Source organism: Achromobacter semiaridum, from assembly GCF_053543755.1.
The window spans coordinates 38,931-63,105 of the sequence record NZ_JBLVOL010000038.1; the positions used below are offsets into that span (position 1 = coordinate 38,931).

Annotated in this window: 29 protein-coding genes; 12 read left to right on the top strand and 17 right to left on the bottom strand. The window is 62.3% G+C overall.

All coding sequences use genetic code 11. The features are described 5' to 3' along the window. The first annotated feature begins 168 nt into the window (after positions 1-168). A complete protein-coding gene (locus ACNPP0_RS11915; protein ID WP_448705993.1) occupies positions 169-1,152 on the top strand; it encodes a Bug family tripartite tricarboxylate transporter substrate binding protein in 984 nt (327 codons plus the stop codon). A 193-nt stretch (positions 1,153-1,345) separates the two neighbouring features. Here ACNPP0_RS11915 and ACNPP0_RS11920 read toward each other — a convergent pair whose 3' ends face one another. The 3 genes from ACNPP0_RS11920 to msuE form a co-directional block, all read right to left on the bottom strand. After that, the gene (locus ACNPP0_RS11920) at positions 1,346-2,374 is read right to left on the bottom strand and encodes a methionine synthase (RefSeq protein WP_268077539.1); all 1,029 of its coding nucleotides are present in this window, start codon (positions 2,372-2,374) and stop codon (positions 1,346-1,348) included. A 31-nt stretch (positions 2,375-2,405) separates the two neighbouring features. Next, positions 2,406-3,389, bottom strand: a complete 984-nt coding sequence (locus tag ACNPP0_RS11925; RefSeq protein ID WP_448705994.1) for a DUF1852 domain-containing protein — start codon at positions 3,387-3,389, stop codon at positions 2,406-2,408. Between the two features lie 103 nt (positions 3,390-3,492). After that, complete coding sequence (msuE, locus tag ACNPP0_RS11930; protein ID WP_448706032.1) at positions 3,493-4,074, bottom strand: FMN reductase; 582 nt, start codon at positions 4,072-4,074, stop codon at positions 3,493-3,495. Between the two features lie 143 nt (positions 4,075-4,217). Here msuE and ACNPP0_RS11935 point away from each other — a divergent pair, with 143 nt between their 5' ends. After that, entirely contained in the window at positions 4,218-5,141 is a 924-nt protein-coding gene (locus tag ACNPP0_RS11935) for a LysR family transcriptional regulator (RefSeq protein WP_332607761.1), read from the top strand. A 181-nt stretch (positions 5,142-5,322) separates the two neighbouring features. Here ACNPP0_RS11935 and ACNPP0_RS11940 read toward each other — a convergent pair whose 3' ends face one another. From ACNPP0_RS11940 to ACNPP0_RS11950, 3 genes are all read right to left on the bottom strand, one after another. Beyond that, on the bottom strand, positions 5,323-5,712 hold the full coding sequence (locus tag ACNPP0_RS11940; RefSeq protein WP_332607763.1) for a VapC50 family PIN domain-containing toxin: 390 nt from the start codon (positions 5,710-5,712) through the stop codon (positions 5,323-5,325). Then, positions 5,709-6,176 carry a helix-turn-helix domain-containing protein gene (locus tag ACNPP0_RS11945; RefSeq protein ID WP_448705995.1) on the bottom strand — a complete coding sequence of 156 codons (468 nt, stop codon included), beginning with the start codon at positions 6,174-6,176 and terminating at the stop codon, positions 5,709-5,711. The genes ACNPP0_RS11940 and ACNPP0_RS11945 overlap by 4 nt, the downstream gene beginning before the upstream one ends. A gap of 91 nt (positions 6,177-6,267) precedes the next feature. Then, on the bottom strand, positions 6,268-6,639 hold the full coding sequence (locus ACNPP0_RS11950) for a MerR family transcriptional regulator (protein WP_448705996.1): 372 nt from the start codon (positions 6,637-6,639) through the stop codon (positions 6,268-6,270). Between the two features lie 87 nt (positions 6,640-6,726). Between ACNPP0_RS11950 and ACNPP0_RS11955 the strand changes: the two genes are divergently transcribed. From ACNPP0_RS11955 to ACNPP0_RS11970, 4 genes are all read left to right on the top strand, one after another. Further along, on the top strand, positions 6,727-7,632 hold the full coding sequence (locus tag ACNPP0_RS11955) for an alpha/beta fold hydrolase (RefSeq protein ID WP_448706033.1): 906 nt from the start codon (positions 6,727-6,729) through the stop codon (positions 7,630-7,632). Between the two features lie 132 nt (positions 7,633-7,764). Beyond that, the gene (locus tag ACNPP0_RS11960) at positions 7,765-8,754 is read left to right on the top strand and encodes a DMT family transporter (protein WP_448705997.1); all 990 of its coding nucleotides are present in this window, start codon (positions 7,765-7,767) and stop codon (positions 8,752-8,754) included. Beyond that, positions 8,751-9,458, top strand: a complete 708-nt coding sequence (locus ACNPP0_RS11965) for a glutathione S-transferase family protein (RefSeq protein WP_332607767.1) — start codon at positions 8,751-8,753, stop codon at positions 9,456-9,458. The genes ACNPP0_RS11960 and ACNPP0_RS11965 overlap by 4 nt, the downstream gene beginning before the upstream one ends. A gap of 89 nt (positions 9,459-9,547) precedes the next feature. Beyond that, complete coding sequence (locus ACNPP0_RS11970; RefSeq protein ID WP_448705998.1) at positions 9,548-10,147, top strand: TetR/AcrR family transcriptional regulator; 600 nt, start codon at positions 9,548-9,550, stop codon at positions 10,145-10,147. A 27-nt stretch (positions 10,148-10,174) separates the two neighbouring features. Here ACNPP0_RS11970 and ACNPP0_RS11975 read toward each other — a convergent pair whose 3' ends face one another. After that, positions 10,175-10,813, bottom strand: a complete 639-nt coding sequence (locus tag ACNPP0_RS11975) for an HD domain-containing protein (protein WP_448705999.1) — start codon at positions 10,811-10,813, stop codon at positions 10,175-10,177. A 106-nt stretch (positions 10,814-10,919) separates the two neighbouring features. On the opposite strand from ACNPP0_RS11975, the gene ACNPP0_RS11980 reads away from it, so the two are divergent. Then, entirely contained in the window at positions 10,920-11,924 is a 1,005-nt protein-coding gene (locus tag ACNPP0_RS11980) for a GlxA family transcriptional regulator (protein ID WP_332607770.1), read from the top strand. Between the two features lie 81 nt (positions 11,925-12,005). Here ACNPP0_RS11980 and ACNPP0_RS11985 read toward each other — a convergent pair whose 3' ends face one another. From ACNPP0_RS11985 to ACNPP0_RS12000, 4 genes are read right to left on the bottom strand one after another with little or no spacing between them, the layout of a single operon-like run. After that, on the bottom strand, positions 12,006-12,182 hold the full coding sequence (locus ACNPP0_RS11985) for a 2Fe-2S iron-sulfur cluster-binding protein (protein WP_448706000.1): 177 nt from the start codon (positions 12,180-12,182) through the stop codon (positions 12,006-12,008). Positions 12,183-12,205: 23 nt separating this feature from the next. After that, the gene (locus tag ACNPP0_RS11990) at positions 12,206-13,012 is read right to left on the bottom strand and encodes a ferredoxin reductase (RefSeq protein WP_448706001.1); all 807 of its coding nucleotides are present in this window, start codon (positions 13,010-13,012) and stop codon (positions 12,206-12,208) included. 14 nt (positions 13,013-13,026) lie between these two features. Then, positions 13,027-14,199 carry an aromatic ring-hydroxylating oxygenase subunit alpha gene (locus ACNPP0_RS11995; protein WP_448706002.1) on the bottom strand — a complete coding sequence of 391 codons (1,173 nt, stop codon included), beginning with the start codon at positions 14,197-14,199 and terminating at the stop codon, positions 13,027-13,029. Beyond that, complete coding sequence (locus ACNPP0_RS12000; protein ID WP_448706003.1) at positions 14,196-15,764, bottom strand: BCCT family transporter; 1,569 nt, start codon at positions 15,762-15,764, stop codon at positions 14,196-14,198. Before ACNPP0_RS12000 ends, ACNPP0_RS11995 begins: the two co-directional genes overlap by 4 nt. 208 nt (positions 15,765-15,972) lie before the next feature. On the opposite strand from ACNPP0_RS12000, the gene ACNPP0_RS12005 reads away from it, so the two are divergent. Further along, on the top strand, positions 15,973-16,965 hold the full coding sequence (locus tag ACNPP0_RS12005; protein WP_448706004.1) for a PAS domain-containing protein: 993 nt from the start codon (positions 15,973-15,975) through the stop codon (positions 16,963-16,965). 45 nt (positions 16,966-17,010) lie between these two features. Here ACNPP0_RS12005 and ACNPP0_RS12010 read toward each other — a convergent pair whose 3' ends face one another. Together ACNPP0_RS12010 and ACNPP0_RS12015 are read right to left on the bottom strand one after the other, a co-directional pair. Further along, entirely contained in the window at positions 17,011-17,463 is a 453-nt protein-coding gene (locus ACNPP0_RS12010) for a MaoC family dehydratase (protein ID WP_046805872.1), read from the bottom strand. A 47-nt stretch (positions 17,464-17,510) separates the two neighbouring features. Further along, positions 17,511-18,200: a TetR family transcriptional regulator gene (locus ACNPP0_RS12015; protein ID WP_448706005.1), complete on the bottom strand. Its 690-nt coding sequence runs from the start codon at positions 18,198-18,200 to the stop codon at positions 17,511-17,513. A gap of 292 nt (positions 18,201-18,492) precedes the next feature. Between ACNPP0_RS12015 and ACNPP0_RS12020 the strand changes: the two genes are divergently transcribed. Next, entirely contained in the window at positions 18,493-19,581 is a 1,089-nt protein-coding gene (locus tag ACNPP0_RS12020) for an alkene reductase (RefSeq protein ID WP_448706006.1), read from the top strand. A gap of 61 nt (positions 19,582-19,642) precedes the next feature. Continuing rightward, a complete protein-coding gene (locus ACNPP0_RS12025; RefSeq protein ID WP_448706007.1) occupies positions 19,643-20,425 on the top strand; it encodes an SDR family NAD(P)-dependent oxidoreductase in 783 nt (260 codons plus the stop codon). 89 nt (positions 20,426-20,514) lie between these two features. Here the strand turns inward: ACNPP0_RS12025 and ACNPP0_RS12030 are convergent, their stop codons facing one another. From ACNPP0_RS12030 to ACNPP0_RS12045, 4 genes are all read right to left on the bottom strand, one after another. Further along, positions 20,515-20,787: a hypothetical protein gene (locus ACNPP0_RS12030; protein WP_332607779.1), complete on the bottom strand. Its 273-nt coding sequence runs from the start codon at positions 20,785-20,787 to the stop codon at positions 20,515-20,517. Positions 20,788-20,861: 74 nt separating this feature from the next. Continuing rightward, complete coding sequence (locus ACNPP0_RS12035; protein ID WP_332607780.1) at positions 20,862-21,266, bottom strand: Hsp20/alpha crystallin family protein; 405 nt, start codon at positions 21,264-21,266, stop codon at positions 20,862-20,864. Between the two features lie 29 nt (positions 21,267-21,295). Further along, entirely contained in the window at positions 21,296-21,736 is a 441-nt protein-coding gene (locus ACNPP0_RS12040; protein ID WP_332607781.1) for an Hsp20/alpha crystallin family protein, read from the bottom strand. 215 nt (positions 21,737-21,951) lie between these two features. Beyond that, entirely contained in the window at positions 21,952-22,839 is an 888-nt protein-coding gene (locus ACNPP0_RS12045) for a LysR family transcriptional regulator (RefSeq protein ID WP_332607782.1), read from the bottom strand. 81 nt (positions 22,840-22,920) lie between these two features. Between ACNPP0_RS12045 and ACNPP0_RS12050 the strand changes: the two genes are divergently transcribed. Together ACNPP0_RS12050 and ACNPP0_RS12055 are read left to right on the top strand one after the other, a co-directional pair. After that, a complete protein-coding gene (locus tag ACNPP0_RS12050; RefSeq protein WP_448706008.1) occupies positions 22,921-23,655 on the top strand; it encodes an SDR family NAD(P)-dependent oxidoreductase in 735 nt (244 codons plus the stop codon). A 98-nt stretch (positions 23,656-23,753) separates the two neighbouring features. Continuing rightward, positions 23,754-23,990: a tautomerase family protein gene (locus ACNPP0_RS12055; RefSeq protein WP_332607784.1), complete on the top strand. Its 237-nt coding sequence runs from the start codon at positions 23,754-23,756 to the stop codon at positions 23,988-23,990. Positions 23,991-24,175 lie beyond the last annotated feature (185 nt).

The following is a 24,175-nucleotide window of genomic DNA, read 5'->3' on the forward strand; positions in this document are numbered from 1 at the left end:
GTCATGCAAACTAGGGTTATCCGGGATTCTTTATGCTTAAACTTTTGTGAAGAATAAGCGCCAGATGCAGGGCTCCGCCGCGATGAGGCATCAAGGTGGTTCACCGGGGTGCGGCACCTGACGCACCGTACGCAGGATCGCGCGGTGGCGGCCCAGAAGGAGAATCGGATGCTGTTGCGTAGACATTGCCTGGCCGTGATGCTGCTGGCGCTGACTGGCTGGGCGACGGGCAGCCAGGCGCAACCGGCGCCTCAGGCCTGGCCCACCAAGCCGGTGCGTCTGGTCGTTGGATTGGCCCCGGGCGGGCTGGTCGACGTGCTGGCGCGCACGGTACAGCCGCATTTGGCCGATGCCTTGAAGCAGACCGTTATCGTGGAGAATCGGGGCGGCGCGGGCGGCAACCTTGCGGGCGCCGAGGTCGTGCGTAACGGCGGAGACAACCATACCTTCTTGCTCAATCCTTCGACCACCGAATCGGTCAACCCGCTAATGTTCACCAGCATGCCCTTCGATCCGCAGCGTGACCTGCGGCCGGTCGCCTTGTTGGCCAACAGCCAGTTGTTCTTGTTCGTCCGGTCCTCGCTGGGCGTCGACACGCTTGAAGCGTTCGTCGAATACGCGCGCAAGCAGCCCAATCCGCTTAACTACGGGTCGGCCGGCAACGGCACGACGCCGCATCTGGCTGGCGAGCTGCTCAAGCAGGCTACCGGCATGCAGGCCACCCATGCGCCATACCGCGGCGTGGCGCCGGCGATACAAGACCTGGCCGCGGGTCAGATCGACTTTGCGTTTGGACCGGCCACCGTTTTTCCCATGGTGCAAGCGGGCAAGCTGAAGGTGCTGGCGGTGGCGAGCCGGCAACGGGCTGCCGTGGCGCCCGACATCCGAACCTTTTCTGAGGCCGGCATTGACGGCGTTTTCGCGGACAGCTTGTTCGGCGTGTATGCCGCCGCCGGCACTCGCGATGATGTGGTCAATCGCATGAACGGCGAAATCAACAAGTTGCTGGCACGGCCGGAGATCAAGGCGCGGTTCCTGGACGCCGGCGCCGAGGCGCTACCGCTAAGCGTGGCCGACTACACCGCGCGTGTGCAGGACGAGAAGAAACTGTTCGCCCCATTGATCAAGTCGTTGGGGCTGAAGGAACAGTAGATAGAACAACGATAAACTTCTGCCTGGGCGCAGCTGCCGCGCCCGTTGCCGGCTCCGGTTTCGTCGCATAGGTAAAAAAAGGCGCCTTGGCGCCGTTTTTCATGGGTGAGGGGGGAAGACTGCGATGCGTGAAACCGTAGATGGCTTCTTATCGCTTTAAGCCTTTCGCACCCCTTACCGCTTCAGCTCAGCATCAGCCCAACAGTTCCTTGCGAACGATCTCCGCGCCTTCGCTCAAAGCTAGCAGCTTGCCCTTCGCTATAGCCCGCGACAACGGCGCCATGCCACAGTTCGTGCACGGATACAGCTTGTCGGCATCCACGAACTTCAGCGCCTTTCTCAGCGTATTGGCCACTTCTTCCGGCGTTTCAACCTTATCGCTGGCCACGTCGATGGCGCCGACCATCACCTTCTTGCCGCGAACCAGTTCAAGCAGATCGATCGGCACGTGCGAGTTGTGGCATTCCAGCGAGATGATGTCGATATTGGACTTCTGCAGCTTGGGGAACGATTCCTCATACTGACGCCACTCCGAGCCCAGCGTCTTCTTCCAGTCGGTATTGGCCTTGATGCCGTAGCCGTAGCAGATGTGCACAGCGGTTTCGCACTTCAGGCCTTCGATGGCGCGTTCCAGGGTGGCAATGCCCCAGTCGTTCACTTCGTCGAAGAACACGTTGAATGCCGGCTCATCGAATTGGATGATGTCCACGCCTGCGGCTTCCAGTTCGCGGGCTTCCTGGTTCAGGATCTTGGCGAATTCCCAGGCCAGTTTTTCGCGGCTTTTGTAGTGGGCGTCGTACAGCGTGTCGATCATCGTCATGGGGCCCGGCAGCGCCCATTTGATAGGTTGCTTGGTTTGCTGGCGCAGGAACTTGGCGTCTTCAACAAACACCGGCTTTTGACGGCTGACGGCGCCCACGACGGTCGGCACGCTCGCGTCATAGCGATCACGGATGCGAACGGTTTCGCGCTTTTCGAAATCGACGCCGTCGAGATGCTCAATGAACGTCGTGACAAAGTGCTGACGGGTTTGCTCGCCGTCGCTGACGATATCAATGCCCGCGTGCTGCTGTTCTTGCAGCGCCAGGCGCAAGGCGTCTTGTTTACCCTCGATCAGCTCTTCGTCTTGCAGTTTCCAAGGCGACCAGAGTTTTTCAGGCTGTGCCAGCCACGAAGGCTTGGGCAGGCTGCCGGCGGTGGAGGTGGGCAGTAGTTTTTTCATGGTCAGGTGTTCTCGTGTGTTTTCTGAGTGATTAGTGCGCGTAGTTGGCGGCCCAGCTTTCCAGCACGTGCTTGTAGGGCTTGATGAAGTGCTCTTCCGTGAACTTTCCCTGCTTCACGGCAAGCTGGCTGCGCTCATCGCGGTCATAGACGATCTGCGTCAACGAGTAATCCTGATTCTTCAGGCTCGGTTGATAGACCTTGCCCGCGGCGGAATTGGCGTTGTAGATCTCGGGACGGTAGATCTTCTGGAACGTTTCCATCGTGCTGATGATGCTGATCAGCTCAAGGTTCGTGTAGTGGCCAAGCAGGTCGCCCTGAAAGTAAAAGGCCAACGGCGCGGCGCTGCCCGGGGGCATGAAGTAACGGACCTGCAAGCCCATTTTTTCGAAGTACTGGTCCGTTGGCGAGAATTCGTTTTGCTGATATTCAATGCCCAGGATGGGGTGCTGATTTTCAGTACGCAGGTACGTCTTGCTGCTTGAGGCGCTGATGCAGATGACAGGCGGCTTGCTGAACTGCTCTTTGTAGGCGCTGGAACTAACAAAGTGCTTGAACAGCTTGCCGTGCAAGTCGCCGAAACCGTCGGGCGAGCTAAAGCTGGATTTGTTCTTGTTGTGCTCTTGCAAAAGCACGCTGAAGTCGTAGTCGCGCACGTACGAAGAGAAGTTGTTCCCGACGATCCCATCGATGCGTTCGTTGTTGTGGCGGTCAACGATATTGGTCTTCAAGATTTCAATCAGCGGAAACGCATCACTGCCGCCGTTGGCGGCGATGTTCATTTCAACGGAGATGATGTCGAGTTCGACCGTGTAGCGATCCCCCCGGGGGTTGTCCCAATGCGCCAGGCTATTGAAACGCCGGTCGATCATCTTCAGCGTGTTACGCAGATTCTGCTGGCGACTCGCGCCCCTGGCCAGATTGGCGAAGTTGGTCGTGATGCGCGTGCTGTCGGAGGGCTGATAATTCTCATCAAAAGGAATGCTCTTGATGTTGAATGTGAAGGCGTTGCTCATGGTGTTGGCGTGTGCAGATTTTGGCGAAAGAATTACGGAGTCCGGCTGCTGCTTGGCGACGGACGTTATCGCCGCTGCGGGCGGCGCTTGAATTGGTTTTGCGTCAGGCTGCTACCGCTTCTTCTGCGGCGGCGGTGCGTGGATGGCGCATCAATTCGATCAAGGGCAACGCGCGCTGGACCGCCAGTCTGGCCCGTTCGATCAGGGCCATGTCGTGCAGGCGGTAGTCGGCAAAATCCTTGTCGGTCGCGTAGACGCCCAGCGGCAAGGTGCGCGCCTGGAAGAAGCTGAACAAGGGCCGCAACTGGTGATCGATGATCAGGGCATGGCGTTCGCTGCCGCCGGTGGCCGCCAACAAGACGGGCTTGTCGATCAGGGCGTCCTGATGAATGAAGTCGAAGAAGTGCTTAAACAGCCCCGTGTACGAGCCTCGATAGACCGGGGTTGTCACCACCAGGATGTCCGCTTGTTCGACCACGCCAAGTTCGCGCTCCACCGTGTCGGGCAATTGCGAGCGCCAGACGGCGCCGGCCAGATGGGGGGCGAGCTCACCCAGTTCGACCAGGTGCGGTTCGCACGGAATATCGTCGGCGATCAAATCCAGCAGGTGTTCTGCCAGGGCCGCTGACTTCGAGGGGCGTTGCAGTCCGCCGGAAACTGCGACTAGACGGAGTGGACGTGTCATCTTTGCTTCACATGAATAGAGCTGCCCGGCGCGGCAGCTGTGTTTGTGCAGTTGCAGCATCAAGCTGGAACCGCATGCTAGAGGAGGGCAACGATGAAGTAAAATGGTTTTATTTCACCTATCCATGAGCAGGAATCATCTGAATGCTTGAACGCATCCACCTCAGCATCGTCCAGCAGGTCGAAAAGCAAGGGTCCTTGACGGCCGCTGCGGGCGTGTTGAACCTGACCCAGTCGGCACTGAGCCACAGCATGAAGAAGCTGGAGGTGCAGCTGGGCACCGACGTCTGGCTGCGTGAAGGGCGAAGCCTGCGCCTGACGCAGGCCGGCCAATACCTGTTGGCGGTGGCAAACCGCGTGCTGCCGCAACTGGACCTGGCCGAAGAGCGCCTGGGCCAATTCGCGCAGGGCGAACGCGGCGCGCTGCGCATCGGCATGGAATGCCACCCTTGCTATCAATGGCTGCTGAAGGTGGTTTCACCGTATCTGGCGGCGTGGCCCGACGTGGATGTGGACGTCAAGCAGAAGTTCCAGTTTGGCGGGATCGGCGCGCTGTTCGGCTACGAGATCGACCTGCTGGTGACGCCCGACCCGCTGTTCAAGCCGGGCCTGAAGTTCGAGCCCGTGTTTGACTACGAGCAGGTGCTGGTCGTGCCCAAGGGCCACCGCCTGGCAACGGCTGCGTACGTGAAGCCGCAGCAGCTGACGCAGGAAGTGTTGATCAGCTACCCCGTGGACATCGAGCGGCTGGACATCTACAACCAGTTCCTGCTGCCGGCCGGCGTTACGCCCAAGCGCCATAAAGCCATCGAAACCACCGACATCATGGTGCAAATGGTGGCCAGCGGACGCGGCGTGGCCGCTCTGCCGCGCTGGCTGGTCGAGGAATACGCGGCCCGGATGGATGTGGTGCCGGTGCGGTTGGGCGCGCGCGGCATCGCCAAGCAGATTTTTCTTGGGGCGCGCGAGGCGGACAGCGCCATTGACTACGTGCGGGCCTTCATCGAATTGGCCCGCCATTCGGCCACCGACGCCCCGACCGCCATGGCGCAAGACGCCAGTGAGTGAACCTTACCGTGGTACGGGAACCGCTTGCCAAGCGGTTTGGCGTGCCTTGTGGCGGTGTTCTTGATTTTCTCCCATACGACCATGCCAGCCAGCAAAATCATCGACGCCTATTCGCTGGAAGTCAGCGCAAGCGACATTGCGGCGCGGGCCGCTGCTGATCGAGCAGCGTTGGGCAGCGAAGCTAGATAAGGGAACGATAGGTCGTCAAAGCCTTGGTGGTCTGAACTAATCCCTGCCGAAACAGGATCTCCAGATAGCGATCGACGTCAATAGGCGGGTTCTTGAGTTGTGCCCGCTGGCGCTGCGCAGCGGCTACTACCGCCGGAGCATCAAGATCCAAGAGATTTTCAACAAATTCATCCGGATGCTGGGACTCCACTCCGTACGAAGCAAGCACGTCCGCCGGAAAATCGCGCTGGTTGAAGGTCACGATCACGGTAGCGCCACAGTGGATGGCGGCGGCCAAGACGTGGCGGTCGTTGAGGTCGGGAAGAATCACTCCAAAGTCACGCAGCGGCGCGGGGTAGAGTACGCAGGCATCGAAGATGGCAGAGAAAGGGGAGTGCCTCATTCGTACCCCATGCTTGATTCCTGAGCCTGCCGGGCGAGCTCCGCCATGGCTTCTTGGCTAGCACGGTCGCGTGCCTCCTTGTACTGCGTCAAGTCCGCGAGCCGCACTCTGCGATGTTTACCGGTTCGATGGAATGGCAGCACACCATCCTCCAGTAGCTTAACCAAGTGAGGGCGGGAGACGTTGAGCATGTCTGCCGCTTCCTGGGTCGTCAGTTCTGCATGAACGGGTACGACTTTTACGGCATTGCCGTCGGCCAATTCGGCAAGGATGTCGACTAGCAGACGCAGCGCAGAGGTGGGCAACTCTACTTGGTGGGCTTGGTTCCGTTCATCGAAGATCTGAATGTGTTGCGTTTCAACGCGCGTTGCCAGGTACGCGGCCAACGCGCGCTGGCCTTGAACAGCGGCCTCCACCTCCCGTGCGGCGGTTAACGTCATCTTGGTTTCGGCAAGCGCGGTCATAGCCAACTCCTAAGTTAAAAGCACTTTAAGGGGTGAGCTTATTCGAAACAAACGAAACTCGCAATAAACGAAACGTCGGGGCGCGTAGGGGTCAACAACCCTCGATCAGCATGGCTCGCAAGCGTTGGCGTTGTCTTTCCAACGCCTCAATCTGCTTCTCCAATATCGCCAGCCGCTTACGCTTCGCATCCGTCATATCCGCGCATGCCTTCGCCCCTTCAATCAGCAACATGCAATCCGGAAAGCTGCGGATTTCTTCCAGGCTAAAGCCGGTGGCGATCAATCGCTGGATCTGCTTGACCTGCGTGACGGCCACTGCCTCGAAGGCGCGGTAGCCATTTTGGGCACGTGTTGATGCCAGCAAACCGTGCTGATCGTAGTGACGAATCGAGCGTACGCTGGCGCCGGTTGCTTGCGCCAACGCGCCAATCTTCAGCAGGGTGGTGGACTCCGTTTTATTCATGGATCGAACCTTATCATCCGTGCTTGACTGTGACACTAATGTCAGGCTTTAGCCTGGGCTCTTTCCATTCGAAGGAGCTTCAACATGATGTCTTTCAACCTCTTCAGCACATGGCGCAAGGGCTTGGCCGCCGTGGCCTTGATGGCTGCATCCGCGCTGGCGCAGGCTGCCGTGGAACCGTACACCGTGACGGCGCCTGATGGGGTGCGCATCGCGGTGCAAGAAGCCGGTGACCCGAACGGGCAGCCCATCATCTTCATTCACGGCTTGCTTGGCAGCCACCTGAGCTGGGACAAGCAGATCAACAGCCCTGAGTTGCAGCGCTATCGGCTGATTACCTTTGATATGCGCGGGCATGGTAGGTCCGGTCAACCGGAGCGCGCCGATGCCTACCGTGATGGCGGGCGTTGGGCGGATGATCTGGCAGCGGTGATTGCTGGGTCAGGAGCCCGGCAGCCTGTCTTGGTGGGATGGTCGCTGGGCGCTGCTGTGGCCACTAATTACTTGGCCGCCTATGGTGACGAGAAAATCGCAGGCGCTGTGTACGTGGGCGGTGTCATTGAGCTGAAACCCGAACAAATCGTGTCGCATCCGCAGGTTTACAACGGAATGGCATCGCCGGATCTCAAGACGCATCTTGATGCCGAGCGTGAGTTCGTGGCGCTGTGCTTTGCCACCCAGCCGGACGCGCAGACGTTCCAGCGTCTGCTGGCGAATGCGGCCATGGCCTCACAGAACATGCAGAACGCCGTGCATGGCATGTCGCTGAATACGCCGAAGGGCTTGGGGGCCATGCACAAGCCGCTGTTGTTGATTTACGGTGCGCGTGATGCATTGGTTCAGGCCGAACCGTCCTTCAATCGGGCCAAGGCTTTGAACGCCGATGCCATCGGCAAGTTCTACCCAGAAGCGGGGCACTCGCCCTTTATCGAAGAGACGCAGCGCTTCAATCGAGATCTGTCTGCTTTTGTTGATGCGGCAGCATCGCATTAGCCGTTCATCGGCGCGTTGGGAAAATCAATGCTGGCATGTTTTATAGCAGTCGATATAAAATCGCCAGATATTGCACGGCACCTGCAACGCAAGTGCCTTCGTCAACCAGCTTGCCCCGGGGGAGGCCACCGCATGACGCAACTTGCCGACCCCATCCAGGATGCCGCCATCGGACCCGCTGCCACGTCCCACCCCCAGCAACCCTCTCGCAAAGCCCTCCAAGGTCTCTGCTGGGCCGCCCTTAGCGTCCTGATCTTCGCCGGCTGGTTTGTCGTGACGCGCTTCAGCGTGACGCGCGAACTGCGCTTGTGGGATGTCACCGCGCTGCGATTCGGTATCGGCGCCCTCATTCTCTTTCCCGTATTGCTGCGAGGCGCAAGGCGCATGTCCGCCAAGCAATGGAGCGAAGGACTGTTGTACGCCTGCCTGTGGGGCATGCCCTTCGTGCTGGCGGTGGCTTTGGGTTTACAGCTAACGTCCGCCGGGCGGGCAGCGGCAGTGGCGCCGACATTGATGCCGGTTTTCGTTGGCCTGTTTGCGTGGGTCTTCCTGAAAGAAAAACCAGGCACGGCGCGGTCGCTCGGCTATCTGGCCATCGTTATCGGGCTGATCTGCATGATCGCGGGCGGCGCCTCTGCGCACGGTGTGGCGAACCCGGTGGGCATCCTGGCCCTGATCATTGCCGCGGCGATGTGGGCCGTCTATACGTTGCTGTTTCGACGCAGCGCGTTGACGCCGGTGCAGGCCGCGGCGCTGATCTGCTTCTGGTCGGCCGTGCTGTTCCTGCCGGTCTACCTGTTTGCCGGGCTCAGCCGCCTTGCCTTGGCGTCGCCCGGCGAAATCGGTTTGCAGGCGTTCTATCAGGGCGTCTTGATGAGCGGCGTGGCCATCGTGTCCTTCAACAGATCCGTTGCGCTGCTGGGGCCGTCCGCCGCCACGGCCATCATTGCCTTGATTCCGGCGGTTGCCGCGCTGACCGCCATTCCCGTCCTGGGTGAGTTGCCGTCATGGGAAGAGGGCGTTGCGCTTCTTGCCGTCGTCGGCGGCGTGCTTCTGGCAGCCCGCCCCAAGCGCAAGGTAGCAGTCCCATCGACCACCACGACAGCGAGACAACAGCCATGATCCGTTTTTACTTTCATCCGACGCCTAACCCCGCCAAGATCGCGCTCTTTCTGGAAGAGACCGGGCTGGAGTACGAAGCCGTGCCGGTCGACACCAGCAAAGGCGAGCAGCACACGCCGGCGTTTCGCGCCATCAACCCGAACGGCAAGGTGCCCGCCATTGTTGACACCGACGGCCCTGGCGGCAAGGAAGCGCGCGTGTTCGACTCGACGGCCATCCTGATCTATCTGGCCGACAAGACCGGCAAGCTTACGGGCACGCCCGAAGACCGGCCTGAGCTGCTGTCGTGGCTGCTGTTCATTGCGTCTGGCCTGGGTCCGTTCTCGGGTCAGGCGGTGCACTTTCAGTTTGCTGCGCCGGATGGCCTGGACTACGCCGTCAACCGTTACCGCCGCGAAGCCGACCGGCACTATCAGGTACTGGACGAGCATCTGAAGGGGCGCGAGTTCATCGTGGGCAACCGCTACACCATCGCGGATATTTCGGCGTGGGGCTGGCTTGATCGCGCCTCCCGCGTGCGCAAGGGCGCAGAAGACCCGCTGGCGCCGTTTCCGGAACTGAAGCGCTGGTTCGCCGGCGTGGATGCACGCCCGGCCGTGGCGCGCGCCCGGGCGCTCAGCAAAAGCCACCAATGGAAAACCGTCAACGACGACGAGACCAAGCGGGCCTTGTTCCCCTCGAATTTCGCGCCTGCGTCGTCATAAGCGGTTTGAAATGAAGACCAAGAACGAGCGCAATAGGGTGAGGTCATCTTCGTCCGTTTATTGCACGACACAGCTGCGTAAGGTTGCACATGGCGCGCCCCAGAGAGTTTGACGAAGGGGCGGCGCTTGACGCCGCCATCGAGTGCTTCTGGTCGCGCGGCTATGAAGCCACGTCGGTGCGCGATCTGGCCGCTGCCATGGGCATCGTGGGCCCCAGCCTGTACAACACGTTTGGCGACAAGCGCCGCCTGTACCAGCGGGCGCTTGCGCATTACGTCGAGCGCGGCTTTTGCGAACGGGTCAGGCGTTTTGAATCGCAGATGACGCCTCGCGAGGCCATCGGCGCATTCTTTGACGAGATCATCGAACTATCGCTGGCTGACGAGCAGCGCAAGGGCTGCATGATCGTGAATTCCGCGCTGGAGCTGTCTCCGCACGATGCCGAGTTCCAGAAGGCGCTGGCGCTTGTGCTGCGGGATATGGAGGCCTTCTTCCTGCGCTGCGTGCAGGCGGGCCAAGCGGCCGGCGCCATCAACGCCACGCAGCCGGCGGATGACCTTGCGCGCATGCTGCTCGGCCTGCTGATGGGCTTGCGCGTGCTGGCGCGTTCGCGGCCGGAACCGGAGTTGCTGCGTGGCCTGGTTCGGCCAGCGCTGGCTTTGCTTGATGACGCCAGTCCGGTCCATTGATTGGGCGGAAAGCCAGCGTAAATCCGTTCAGCCGTGCCAGTGCGAGCAACGGATCACGCTGCAAAAGTTACCGCGATGGAAGTGCGGCTCTTTGTCGGCGATGACGTCGGCCTTGACGTTGCCAAAGGTCGTGTCGGGCTTGTGTTTGATGCCGTCGTAGAACGCCTGGATGATGTCTTCCTTGAACCCGGGCGTGCGCGGAAAGGCGCGGACGACGGCCTGGCGTTCGGCGTCCGAGTATTGGGCGTAGGTAAGGCCAAGCACGTCCATTTCGACGCCGGCGGTCACCAGCGCGACGACCGGATGCATGTGCCGCGGCACGCCGGGCGTGGTGTGGAGCGCGATGGCGGTCCACACCGTGTATGCGTCCGCTTCCGAGATGCCATGGCTCTTCAGGAACGAGCGGGCGGCGTGCGCGCCGTCCACCTCGAAGCGCTCGTCCTTGCTGCTGTGGCTTGGTATCAGGCCAATGTCATGGAACATGGCGCCGGCATAGAGCAGTTCGCGGTCGAATTTCAGGCCGCGCTTCACGCCGGCCAAGGCGCCAAAGTGATAGACGCGGCTTGAATGGTTAAAGAGCAGTGGCGTCTCGGTGTCGCGAATGAACTCGGTGATGGCGCGCGCCAATGTCGAATCGGGAATGGCGGCTTCTTGCGTGATGGACATCAGGTTCTTCCTTGGATGAGCAGGTTCTATCAAGGATAGGGCCGTGCTAGCATGGCGCCAATAGGCGGAACACGTCAATTTCAGACATTTAAAGATCAGGGCGGCCATGGCGCGCGATAAGGTCAAAACAATCATGGTGCTGGCGTTGCCAGGGGTGCAACTGCTTGATGTATCCGGCCCGCTGGACGTCTTCGCCGAAGCCAACGCGCAGGCCGGGCGCGAGGTGTACCGGCTGCTTGTCGTGGCGGGCGGGCCGGGGCCGATCCGTAGCTCTTCCGGCGCCCGCTTGATGGCCGACCGAACCATCGGACGCGACATGGACGAACCGGTGGATACGCTGCTGGTTGCCGGCTGCCCGAACGCGGCCGAAGTACCGCCGCGCGGCGTGGTGGTTGACTGGCTCAGGCGGCGCGCGCACCAGGCAAGGCGCTTTGGATCGGTGTGCAGCGGGGCGTTCTTTCTGGCGGCGGCGGGGTTGCTGGATGGCAAGCGCGTCACGACCCACTGGGCGGTTGCCGAGCGCCTGGCCCAACAATTCCCGGACGTGATGGTGGACCAGGACGCGATCCACGTCAGTGACGGGCCGCTGCGTACCGCCGCTGGCGTGACGGCCGGCCTGGACTTGGCCATTTCCCTGGTGGAAGAGGACCTTGGGCGTGAAATTGCCCTGAAAGTCGCAAGCCAGCTCGTCATGTTCTTCAAGCGGCCCGGCGGACAACTGCAATTCAGCCGTAAAAGCGAAGCCGCGCCTGCGGGCAGGGCGGCGTTGCAGGAACTTCAGCGCTGGGTCGCCGCCAATCCCCAGTTAAACCACAGCGTGGCAAGCCTGGCTGAGCGCATGAACCTCAGTCCACGTCACTTTGCGCGGCTCTTCCGTAGCGAGATCGGCATCACGCCCGCAAGCTGGGTTGAAGAGGCAAGGGTGAACGTGGCGCGTCGGCTTCTGGAGCAAGGGCAAACCGCGCCAAAGCAGGTCGCGGCGCGTTGCGGGTTTGCCGATGCGGATGTGTTGCGCCGTGCGTTTGCAAGGCACGTAGGCGTGACGCCGGCGGAATACCGCAAGCGGTTCGCGGCGCTTCTGCCCCCGCAACAAGCGGACGCCGCGGCGTAGGAATCGGAGTGCTCGTCGCCGACGCGTCCATAGCAGAGGCGGCGCTATCGTCTGATTGCTTGCGAGCCGGGCGGCGCTGCCTTATAAATCCAGCACAAGCCTGCTGCCCTTGGCGCTGGACACGCAGATCAGCATGGTCTTTTGCGCGGCCTTTTCCGCGTTGCTGAGATATTGGTCGGCGTGTTCGGCTTCACCTTCTAGAATGTGGGTCTCGCAGGTGCCGCACACGCCTTCGCGGCACAGGCATTCCACCGGCACGGAGCCGTCGCGCTCGATGGCGTTCAGGATGGACTCGCCGGCGGGACCTCCACCGTCTTGCCGGACTTGGCCAGCACCACGGTGAACGCGCCGCCGGTTTGCTTGGGCGCGGCGAATTGTTCGACGTGCACGCGCGCCGACTCGATCCCGACCGCCTGCGCGGCGCCGCGCACGGCATCGATCAGTGGGCCGGGACCGCATACGTAGGCGTGCGCGCCGGATTCCATGCCCCCCAGCAGGCCCGCCAGGTCCAGGCGCTGGCCTTTGCTGTCGACATAGAACCGGACGCCATTCCCGCAAAGCCGTGCCAGCTCGTCCCGAAATGCACCGTGTTCGTCAGCGCGAAAGGCGTAGTGCAGTTCGTACGAACCCGCGCACCGGTGCAGGTCATGCAACTGCGACATGAATGGGGTGATGCCGATGCCGCCCGCGATCAGGACGTGGTGGCGGGCGGCCTTGTCCAGGGCGAACAAGTTGTTCGGCGCGGTGATGTGGAATGCGTCACCTTCGGCCACTTTGTCGTGCATAAAGGCAGACCCGCCTTTGGACGGCGTTTCGCGCCGCACGCCGATCTGGTAGCTGCCCAACGCGTTGGGCGAACTCATCAGCGAGTAGGCGTTGTGGTAATGGCGAGTGCCGTCGCGCAGTTGCACGATGATGTGGCTGCCCCCCGTGAAGGGCGGCAACGCGCCACCGTCCATGGCTTCCAGGGTGTAGCGCTTGACCTGCGGCGTGACGCGCTCGATGCGCGTGACGCGCACGAGCAGGGTCGGCCCGGTGCTCGGGCTGCTCGCGGTGCTTAGGGGGCTCGCGGTGCTCGGGGTGCTCATCGTGCTTCTGGCGCTCATGCTTGGGCCGTGGCGCGGCGCAATGCGGGCGGGGAAGTGTCGGCAGACGAGGCGTCCTTGTATTCCGCGGCCAGCTTGCGATGAAAATGCACGATGCCGTGTTCGCTGATTCCACTGCGCTGGCGGTCGACCATGATGCGGCCTTGCCCGCGATAGCCGCGCGACTTCAATCCCTTCTGCACGCTTTCTACCAGTCGCAGGTCTTCTGGCCGAAAAACATCGCGATACCACTCGACCAGCTTCTGCTGTTCCTCGGTCAATTCCTTATTCAGAAAGTAAATCTCGTAGTGCTGCAACGTCACGCCCGCGCTGGCGGGGAATTCGTAGATGACGGTCATGAAGTCGGCGCCCGGCGGCACGTTGAACATGGTGCATGGCCAGGCCCAGAAGCCCGCAAAGCTGGGGTCCTTCACCGAGGCATCGACCTTGAAGGATTTTTCAGACGACTTCGCCAGGCCGAATTGCAACGTCCAATTGCCGTGCATCGTGTGGGTGTATTTGTCGACCTGGACAGAGTCCGCGAAGCTGGGGTGCACCGGGCCGCAGTGGTAGCACTCCAGGTAGTTGTCGACGATGGACTTCCAATTGGCCGGGGTTTCGGTAACGAAGCGCGCAGCCAGGTGCAGGGTGTCCACCACGGGGCAGGCGGCACGCAGGCGGGCTTCAAAGCCGGGGAGTTGGTCTTCTACCGACCCCGCGTGCGGGTTCAGGTTGATGAAGACAAAGCCCGCGGCTTCTTCAACCTTGATCGGGACCAGCGTGGCCTTGTCCCGGTCAAAATTGGGCACGTTGTCGCAGTTGCGGGCAAAAGCCAGCTCGCCATCCAGCTTGAACGTCCAGGCGTGGTACGGACAGGTGATGACGTTTTTGGCTTTGCCGCTGCCTTGCAATAGTTGGTGGCCGCGATGCGGGCACACGTTGTAGTACGCACGCAGGATGCCGTCGCGGTCGCGCAGCACGATGATGCTTTCACCGATGATGTCGCGGGTCACGTAGTCGTTGGGCGCGGCCAGTTCGCTGCGGTGGGCCACGCAGATCCAGCTGTGGGCAAAGATCTTTTCCTGCTCGTACTGGAAGACGGCGTCCTGGGTGTAGTACGAGGCGGGCAGCGTCCAGGCGTTTTCCTCGTCGGCGTTGAAGTCGGCGGGTAGCTTGGGGATGCGGTTCATGATGATCTCCGGGGAACAAGAGCCGATGGGGTGGGCGATTCAATGTGATGCGCCGGGACATCGCCGTAGTCCTGCATCAACCAGCGGAACAGGCCGAACAGCTTGATCCCCAGAATGAAGACGAAGGGAATGGCGGTCAGCACCACGGCCGTCTTCATCGTTTCCAGCGACGCCTTGGTGAACAGCATCGCCAGCGGGACCAGCGTCAAGGCAACGCACCAGAAGACGCGGCTGGCGGGCGTGGGGTCTTCGCCTTCGGACAGGTTGCGCGTGGTGGTGGCGGCCACGGCGTAGGCCACGGCGTCTACGTGGGCGGCCAGAAAGACCAGCATGGTTGCCAGGTACAGCGCCAGGAACAGCTTGCCGGCCGGCAGCGCGCTTAGCAGCATTTCCACCGCTGTTTCGCCGCCTTGTTCCTGCAAGACACGGGGCACGTCGATGGCGCCCGTCATGAACTGGTGCATGGAATAGCTTTCCAGCGCGCCGAAGAAGAACCAGCATCCGGCGCTGCCGCCCAGCAACAGCGCGTAGATCACTTCCTTGATCTTGCGGCCTTTGGACACGCGCGCCACGAACATGGCCACGCCCGGCGAATACGACACCCACCACAGCCAATAGAACACCGTCCAGCCGCGGTTGAAGGCGCCGTCGCCCGCGGGGTCGGTGAAGAGGCTCATGCGGACGTAGTTTTGCAGCATCAGGCCCAGGCCATTGACGATGTTGTTGCCGGAAAACTGCGTGGGGCCCACGACAAGCACGACGGCGGCCAGCAGCAGCGCGCCCCAACAGACCAGATGGCTAAGGCGCTTCATGCCGCTGGCAATGCCGATATAGGCGCTGGCCGAGAACAGCGCGGACACGCCGACGATCACGATTACTTGCATGGCGAACGTGTCGGGCGTGCCGGCCAGGCTGGCCAGGCCGCGTGTGAAGGTGGAGGCTGTGAGCGCAATGGATACCGTCAGCGCGCCGAACATTGTCAGCAGGAAGATGAGGGCCGCCAGGCGGCCGACGGGACCCGTGGCGCGCAAGCCGGTGATCGCCTGGAGGATAGATGCCAGGTTCAACCCCGCCTTCTTGCGCACATGAAAGTGATAGGCCATGGCCAGCGAGGGCAGGGCGTACACCGCCCACGCGCTTAACCCCCAGTGGAAAAAGGAATAGCTGATGCTGGTTTCCAACGCCTCGCGCGTGCCGGACGCGACGTTGAGCCCGGGCGTTTGGTAGTAGTAGGCCCACTCCATTACGCCCCAATACAACGTGGACGAGCCCATGCCGGCGCAGATGAACATGAAGATCCATGACAGCGTCGAATACTCGGGTTTGCTGTCACCCAGCCGCACGTTGCCGTACTTGCTGAACGCCAGCCCGATGCAGGCGATGACGCAGCCGAAGACGAACACCTGGATCAGTGACCCGAATGAACGCGTGGTCCAGTCGAACAGGTCGGCGGCGGTGGTGGCGGCTTGCGTCGGCCAGAGGACCATGGCCACGACGGTGAGCAGCACGGCGGTAAGCGTGCAAAGCGTCAGGAATCCGTCGCGGCGTGGCGCGGCTGTTTTCACGTTGTCTCCTTCCGTGCGCCGTGGCGCACGGTATCTGGTCGTCTGTGTCTTGGCGTCCGTTAACCGGTGGTTTACATTAACCAGTAATTAACCAAAGACTGACCGGGACTGTAGGAAGAACTTTGCCCATGCACAAGCTTCAATCGGAAAACGGCGCGTTTGTAACGGGTGGTTTTTGTTTTCGCTGTGCCGGCCGGACGCGGTCGTCATGAAAGAAGACAGCTTTGCGTTCCGCTTGAAAGAGCTGCTTGAACACAAGCAACTGACCCTGCAAGCCGTGGCCGGCGCGCTGAACGTCTCGCGCCCCGCCGTCCACAAATGGACGAAGGGCGGCGAGATCGACTACGAAAAGCTGCGCAAGCTGGCGGCGTTTCTGGACGTGAACTGGATCTGGCTGCGCTATGGAGAGCAAGCGCTGGCAGAGGGGGGCGCATCAAGCGCCGTGGACATTCCCATGACGGATACGCGCCGCCGCTATATGGCCGACATCATGGAAAGCGAAGCGCGCATGAAGCTGGCGCAAGAGGGCGCGCGCATCGTTACGTGGGAATGGAACCTGATTACGGACGACGTCAGTTACTCGCCTAACGTCGAAGCCGTATACGGCTGGCGCATCGTCAGCAACGACAATTTCTGGATGCACGTGCACGCCGACGACGTGGCCATGATGCACGCCGTCTACGACGAATCGCTGCGTACCGGCGACGCGCACGAATTCGACTTTCGCGTGATCCAACCGGATGGCGCCCTACGCTGGATTTCCTCACGCGCCACGCCGCTGCGCGACTTTGACGGGCGCATCGTCAAGGTGGTCGGCATCAGCATGGACAACACCGCGCGCAAGCTGGCCGAGCAATCCCTGCGCGACCAGCAGGCGCGCTTCGAAGCGGTGTTTGAGCTGACGTCGCAAGGCATGGCGCTGCTGGACGCCGACTTGCGTTGCGAATCCGTCAATGGCGCGCTGGCGCGGATGCTGGGGGCCGACCCGAAAGCGCTGCTGGGCGATGGCCTGGTCGGGCTGCTGGCCGATGGCGGCGCGCGTCTGAAGAAGATGCTGCGCGGCAGGCCCACCGCCGCGTTCGGCGCAAAGATGCGCGGTAAGGACGGAAGCTGGCTTGCAGTGCAAGTGCGGGCTGTGTTGACGCGCGGCACGGATGCGGGGGCCGCGGCGTACTTTGCGTTGGCGGTCGACGAAGGGTGAGCGCGGGGAAGGCGCTGTCAGCCTGCCCCGCGCAAACGCCGATCATCACCCGCCGCGGCTCTTCACCACCAAATTGCTCACAAATACCTGCACCACTTCGTCCTTCTGATTCAAGGTGGTGGTGCGCGCCTTGACCAGGCCCTGTTCCGGCCGGGTTTTCGACGGCCGCACTTCCAGCACCTCGCTTTCTATCCGCAACTCGTCGTCCGGACGCACCGGCAGCGGCCAGCGCATTTCTTCCACGCCCGCACCGATGATGCCGCCGGCGGGTTTGAAGTCGCTGGCGACCAGTAGTTGCATGGTCAGCGCGGCGGTGTGCCAGCCGCTGGCGGCCAGGCCTTTGAACAGCGTGACGTTGGCCGCGTCTTCATCCAGATGGAACGGCTGCGGATCGAATTCCTTGGCGAAGGCCTTGATGCGTTCGCGCGTGACGCGCACGCGGGCGGTGCCGATGAAGCGTTGTCCGGGGGTCAGGTCTTCCAGGTAGTGCACGGCCATGTTGGTTTGCTCCGTCGGTGGGCGTGGCAGGCGTGAATAAGGAAAGATCAGCGGGGGGATTTTGAAGCCAGGGACGCCAGCAATTCGCTGCGACAGGCTTCGAGGATTTCGTCGGCCAGCGGCGAATCATCAGGGCAGGCCCGCGACAGCGCGACGGCGCCGATCACATGGGCCAGCAAATCGATGCGCTTGGCGCGGGCGCGCCTGGCGTTTGAATCAGGGTCTGCATTCTGGTCTGCATTCTGGTCTGCATTCCGGACTACGTCTTGGGTAGCTTCCAGGCCCGCGCTCCCGCCAGGCCCCGCCTTCGCGTCCAGGTTCGAATCTTGCGGCGCAACGTCGTCCTTGGCCAACGCCGCCAGCATGTTTTCGATGCCGGCGGCGAAGCTGGTCTTGACGTCGTCGGACTGGCGCGCGGCGTCGCCGCACAGGGCAGCCATGGTGCAGCCCGCGCTGCGGCCGTCGCGATGGGCGCGGGATAAGTAGACGTTGACGAATTTGGCGGTGTCCATGTCGCCGGTCATCGCCAGGGATTGCGACAGCCCCGACGCGGCGGTTTCGGCCATCAGGTCGGCCTTGGAGCGGAAGTGCTTGTAGAACCCGCCGTGGGTAAAGCCGGCGGCGGCCATCAGCTCGGCCACGCCCACGCCGTCGTACCCGCGCTCGCGGAAAAGGGTCGATGCGGTCTCGACAATGTGCGCCCGGTTTGCCTGCGCCTGCGCCTTGGTGACCCTCATCTTGTGCCCCTCATTGGTGACTCTCAATTGACGACGCGCCTCTCGCGCGTCTTTCGGTAAATGCCGTGTACAGGTGACAAATATACATTGATGTCGATCATCATCAAAGTGCTTGACGATTTAGATGTTGGTCATCATCATTAACGCCGTTGGCCGCCCAGACCCTGGACCCTGGACCCCGGACCCCGGACCCCGGACCCCGGAACCCAGACCCCCGGCCCGGACCCGCCACGACACGCCCAAGGCCACCGCCTGCGGCGCCGCAACCAACCCCAATTTTGGAAGCCCGACCATGACCGACAACGCTTTGTTCGAACCCTATACCCTGGGATCCTTGACGCTTTCCAACCACATCGTGATGGCGCCGCTGACGCGCAACCGCGCCGAAGCGGGCTTTGTGCCCAGCCGCCATGCCGCGACGTACTACAGCCAGCGCGCCTCGGCGGGTTTGTTGATTGCCGAGGCGACGCAGATCTCGCAGCAAGGGCAGGGGTACCAGGACACGCCGGGGATCTACACGGCCGCGCAGGTCGAAGGCTGGCAGCAAGTGACGCAGGCCGTGCATGCCAAGGGCGGCAAGATTTTCCTTCAGCTGTGGCATGTGGGCCGCGTGTCGCACGTGGACCTGCAAGAGAACGGCGCCGCGCCGGTCGCGCCGTCCGCCATCCGCGCCGAGACCAAGACGTTTGTCAACAATGGCTTTGAGCCGGTGTCGATGCCGCGCGCCTTGGCGCTGGACGAGCTGCCCGGCATCGTCGAGGACTTTCGTCAGGCAGCCGCCAATGCAATCGCGGCGGGTTTCGATGGCGTGGAAATTCACGGCGCCAACGGTTATCTGCTTGAGCAATTCGCCAAGGATGGCGCGAACCATCGCGACGACGCGTACGGCGGTTCGGTGCAGAACCGTGCGCGGCTGTTGCTAGAGGTGACGCAGGCGGTGGCCAACGAGGTGGGCGCCGACCGTACCGGCGTGCGCATTTCGCCGGTGTCGCCGGCCAACGGTATTACTTGCAGCGACCCGCAGGCGCAGTACGACTACATCGCCGACCAGCTCAATGCGTTGGGCGTGGTCTACCTGCACGTGGTGGAGGGCGCGACGGGCGGGCCGCGTGATGTGGCGCCGTTCGACTACGGTTCGCTGCGCAGGCGTTTTACGAACACCTATATTGCCAACAACGGGTATTCGCTGGACCTGGCCGCCACCCAGCTTGCCCAGGGCCATGCCGACCTGTTTGCATTCGGCCGTCCGTTCATCGCCAACCCCGATCTGGTGCAGCGCCTGAAGACGGGCGCTGCGCTGGCGCAGCTGGACCCCGCCACGCTGTATGGCGGCGGCGTGCAAGGCTATATCGACTACCCGGCGCTGGCCGACGCGCGCTGATTGGCGGGCTATCGCCGTTTTCGCGGCGTGTCATCTGCGGACTTACAACGAGAACTGCAAAATGAATTCCTCTACTGTTTTGATTACCGGCGCGTCGTCGGGCATAGGCGCAACCTATGCCGAGCGCTTTGCGCGGCGCGGCCACGATCTGGTGCTGGTGGCGCGCGACCTGACCCGGCTGGAGACGCTGGCTGCGCGCTTGCGGCAGGACCATGGCGTGGCGGTTGACGTGCTGGCGGCCGACCTGACGCGCAATGACGACATTGAAGCCGTCGAGGCCAGGCTGCGCGATGATGCCCGCATCCAGATCCTGATCAACAACGCGGGCGCTGCGCAGACCGGCAACTTTGTGGCGCAGACGCCCCAGGCGGCCGGCCAATTGGTGGCGCTGAACACGACCGCGCCCACGCGGCTGGCCAGCGCCATCGCGCCGCGCCTGGTGCAGGCCGGCACCGGCGCCATCGTGAATGTGGGGTCGGTGGTGGGCTTCATGCCGCAGTTCGGCATGGCGGTGTATGGCGCCACCAAGGCCTATATGTTGTTCTTGTCGCAGGCCTTGCATGAAGAGCTGGCGCCCGCCGGCGTCTACGTGCAGGCGGTGCTGCCCGCCGCCACGCGCACCGAGATCTGGCAACGCGCGGGTATCGATATCAATGCGCTGCCGGAAGTGATGGACGTGGGTGAATTGGTGGATGCGGCGTTGGTCGGATTCGACCGCCGCGAGATGGTGACGATTCCGCCGCTGCATGAGGCGTCGCGCTGGGATGCCCTGGACGGGGCGCGCCAGGCGCTGCTGGGCGATATCAAGATGGCCAGCGCGGCCGCGCGCTATCGGGCAGCGTGAGGTCACGATGGGCGGGCGTCGGTGCCGACATGCCCGCCCATCTTTGCGGTGGTGGGTGCCTAAGCTACGTCTTGGTGCCCAAGCCACGTCTATTGAAGCATCGGTGCGTCCAGTCCGATCGCGCCCTTATTGATCAGCCGTTGCAGATACTGCGTGCCTTCGCGCAACGCCTCGGCTGGGGTTTCCCAGGGCGTGTGCGGGCACGGCATGCACCAATCAACCAGGATGTCGGTGCATCGCACCACCTGCACCAGCGAAATGAAGCCCGCCGGCAATGAGCCCGGCTTGTCCAGTGCGCGCATTGGGATGGCCCGCACGCTTAGAACGTAGCCCCGATACTGCGTGATGACAGAATGCTCCATAACGCCTCCCCCCATGGCGGCTCAAACGTCAATGCGCCCGGCATACACCGGGCGCAACGTTTCAAGCCTGCCGATCAAGTCACGGTGACAGAGATTTTGCGGGGCTGCGCCTCGCGCAGTCGCGGAATCTGCAAGGTCAGCACGCCGTGCTTCAAGTTGGCGGTGATGTTGTCCTTGTCCAGATCGTGGCCCAGTGTGAAGCTGCGGCGGAACAGCGGTTCGCGCAGTTCGTTATGCACCAGCCGCACCTCGGCCGGCACCTGCACCGCGGCTTCGCCTTCGATCAGCAATTCGTTCGACTGCACCTTGATCGACAGCCTGTCCTTGGATACGCCGGGCAGGTCGGCCAAGAGCGTAATGCCGGTGGCGTTTTCGTAGATGTCCACGGCGGGCAGGGTGGCGGGGCGGTTGGTGTCGTTCGAGACCTTGGCCATGGATTCCGTGCTGCTCGTGGCGGCCAGTTGGTTGCGTTCTTCCATGATGATCCTCCTGTGTCGTCGGCCAGTGTTCATTGGATGGAAATCAAACGCGGCTTGGCGGACTCGCGTTTGCCGATCGAAATGCAAAGGCAGCCGTCGGTGTAGCGCGCCTGGATGTTCTCTGGATCGGCGTCGGAAGGCAGTTCCACCACGCGGCTGAATCGGCCGCGCGCGCGTTCGCGTGCATACAGGGTGGTTTGCCCGGAAGGTTCTTCTTCGCGGCGTTCCCCCGAAATGGTCAGCAGGCCTTTTTCCATGGTGACTTCAAGCGCGTCCGGGTCTACGCCGGGCACAAACGCCACGACTTCAATCGAGTCGGCGCACGCGCCTACGTTCACGGGTGGAAAGTCACCGCGTGCCGTGGACCGCAAGTTGGAAGGCGCGGTCGAGGATCGCAGGATTTTGTCCAGCTGTTGCAGGGTGTCCAGGGCGGAACTGATGCCGCTATCGAAAAATGGATAAGTTGCCATGTTCGTCTCCCGATAAGGTCTGGTTCAGACGGGCGTAGGGCTAAGCGGCATAAGGTTTCTAGGTTGCGCTGCCCCGCCATAGCGCAAATGTGGCATCGGGTTTGCGGGTTTCAAGAGATGGTTTGATTGATTTCTTCAATCAAGGCCGTGGAAAAAATTGCGGATTTTTAACGGGGGATGTCGGGCAGCGCCGCCCAGAAAATGATCCCTGAAGCTCAGCCTTCGAACAGCGCCTTGTCTTCGCTGAACACGTGCATCAGATAGTCCACCACGGTCTGGATCGGCGCATCCTTGCGGTCTTGGCGACGCGTAAGCAGCACGATTTCGCGCGGGGGCGGCGGGGCTTCCAGCGTGCAGGGTTGCAGCCCGGGTGTGGTGCGGCCGATGTAATGCGGCAGCAGCGCGACGCCCACGCCCGATTGCGCCGCCACGGCCTGCGCCACTTGGTTGTTGGCGCGAAAAATCATGCGCGCACGCGGAAAGCGCCGGGCCAGCCACGCGGCTTCGGGCAGATACGCGTTGGCTTCGTCAAAGCCCACGAAGACCGGTTCGGCCCCGCCTGCAATGCGCTGGCAAAGCGCGGCGTCGGCATAAAAGCCAAAGGCCATGTGCCCCAGGGTTTTGGCGATGAAGTCGCCGTCCTGAGGGCGGCCCAACCGTACCGCGATGTCGGTGACGTGGCGCTCAAGGCTGACGGATCGCAAATCCGTGGCCAGGTCGATATCGATGCCGGGGTGCCGCAACGGCAGCCGGGCAAGCCGGCCGACAAGAAAGCCCTGCGACAGGGCCGGTGGCGCGTTGATCCGCACCAGCCCCCGCAGCGCACCGTCCGAGCCGCCTCTGCCCAGGGTGTGGACGGCCGCTTCCATATCGCTGGCGGCGGCCAGCGCATGCGTGCCGGCCGGGGTCAGGACGTAGCCTTCGGGCCGACGTTCAACCAGCGTTTCGCCCAGGGTGGCCTCTAGCGAGCGCAGTCGCCGCGAGATCGTCGAATGGTTGGTGGATAACGCCCGCGCGGCGGCGGACAGGCTGCCGTAGCGTCCCAGCGCCAGGAACACGCGGATGTCCTGCCAGTCGGGGTCTGTGCGTTTTTTATCAGCCATTGAGCAAGAATAGCGGATTTTCGAACAGCGCCGATACGCCTAATGTTCCTCTCACGCCAACCACTTTGAGAAGGAAACATCATGAACAACGGGCTGAACAACGCGCTGAACAACGAACGCAAAGTCGCCATCGTCACGGGCGCATCGCAAGGGCTGGGCGAGGGCATCGCCCGCGCATTCCTGGACCGGGGTTATCGCGTGGTGGGAACGTCGCGGTCCATCAAGCCATCGGACGATCCCAACTACCTGACCATTGTTGGGGACATCGGCGACCCCGCCACGGGCAAGGCGGTCGTGGAACAGGCGCTGGACCGCTTCGGGCGCGTGGACACGCTGGTGAACAACGCCGGAATTTTTATCGCCAACGCCTTCACCGCCTATACCGAACAGCAATACCGCGACATGCTGTCCACCAACCTGGCGGGCTTTTTCTATACGACGCAGCACGCCGTTGACGCCATGCTTAAGCAGGGCGGCGGCCACATCGTGCAGATCACCACGACGCTGGTGGATCACGCCAATTCCAATGTGCCGTCCGTGCTGGCGTCGTTGACCAAGGGCGGGCTGGCCGCCGCTACCCGCAGTCTGGCTATCGAATACGCCACCCGGAATATCCGCGTCAACGCCGTGTCGCCCGGCATCATCAAGACGCCGATGCATGCGCCCGAAACGCATCAGGCATTGGCCGGATTGCATCCCATGAAGCGCCTGGGCGACATTGCCGATGTGGCGCAGGCGGTACTGTATCTGGAAGACGCCAGCTTCGTGACCGGTGAAATCCTGCATGTCGACGGCGGCCAGGTGGCCGGCGCCTGACCGTCAACGTCGCCATTGCACCACGCGGAAGGTGGCGTTGGCGTGTGCAAAAGCCCGTCACAACGACCCCGGGCAAAACCCGTTCGAAGGAGAACAACATGCCGTACGTAAATATCAAGGTCACCCGCGAAGGCACCGCGCCCGGCGCAACGGCCACAACGCCTGAACAGAAGCGCGCGCTGATCAAAGGCGTCAGCGATCTGCTGTTTGACGTGCTGGGCAAGCCGCACGCGTCAACCTTCGTGGTGATAGACGAAGTCGACATGGAGAACTGGGGCGTCGGGGGCGTCACCGTGCCGGAGTACCGCGCGCAGCAAGCCAAGGCCGACACGTAGGCGGCGTTGATATATCCGGTGTCCAAGCCGTTTTTGAACCCGCTTTTCAACCCGTTTTTCGGCGCTGATGGAAATGGCCGCGCAAGGGATATCGGCGCTGGATGTTCCGGCCGACAGGGGCGCCGGGCAGCAAGGTCAAACTTGCCGTCCGGCGCCCTTTGTCGTGGGGGGGGGGTCATGCGGGG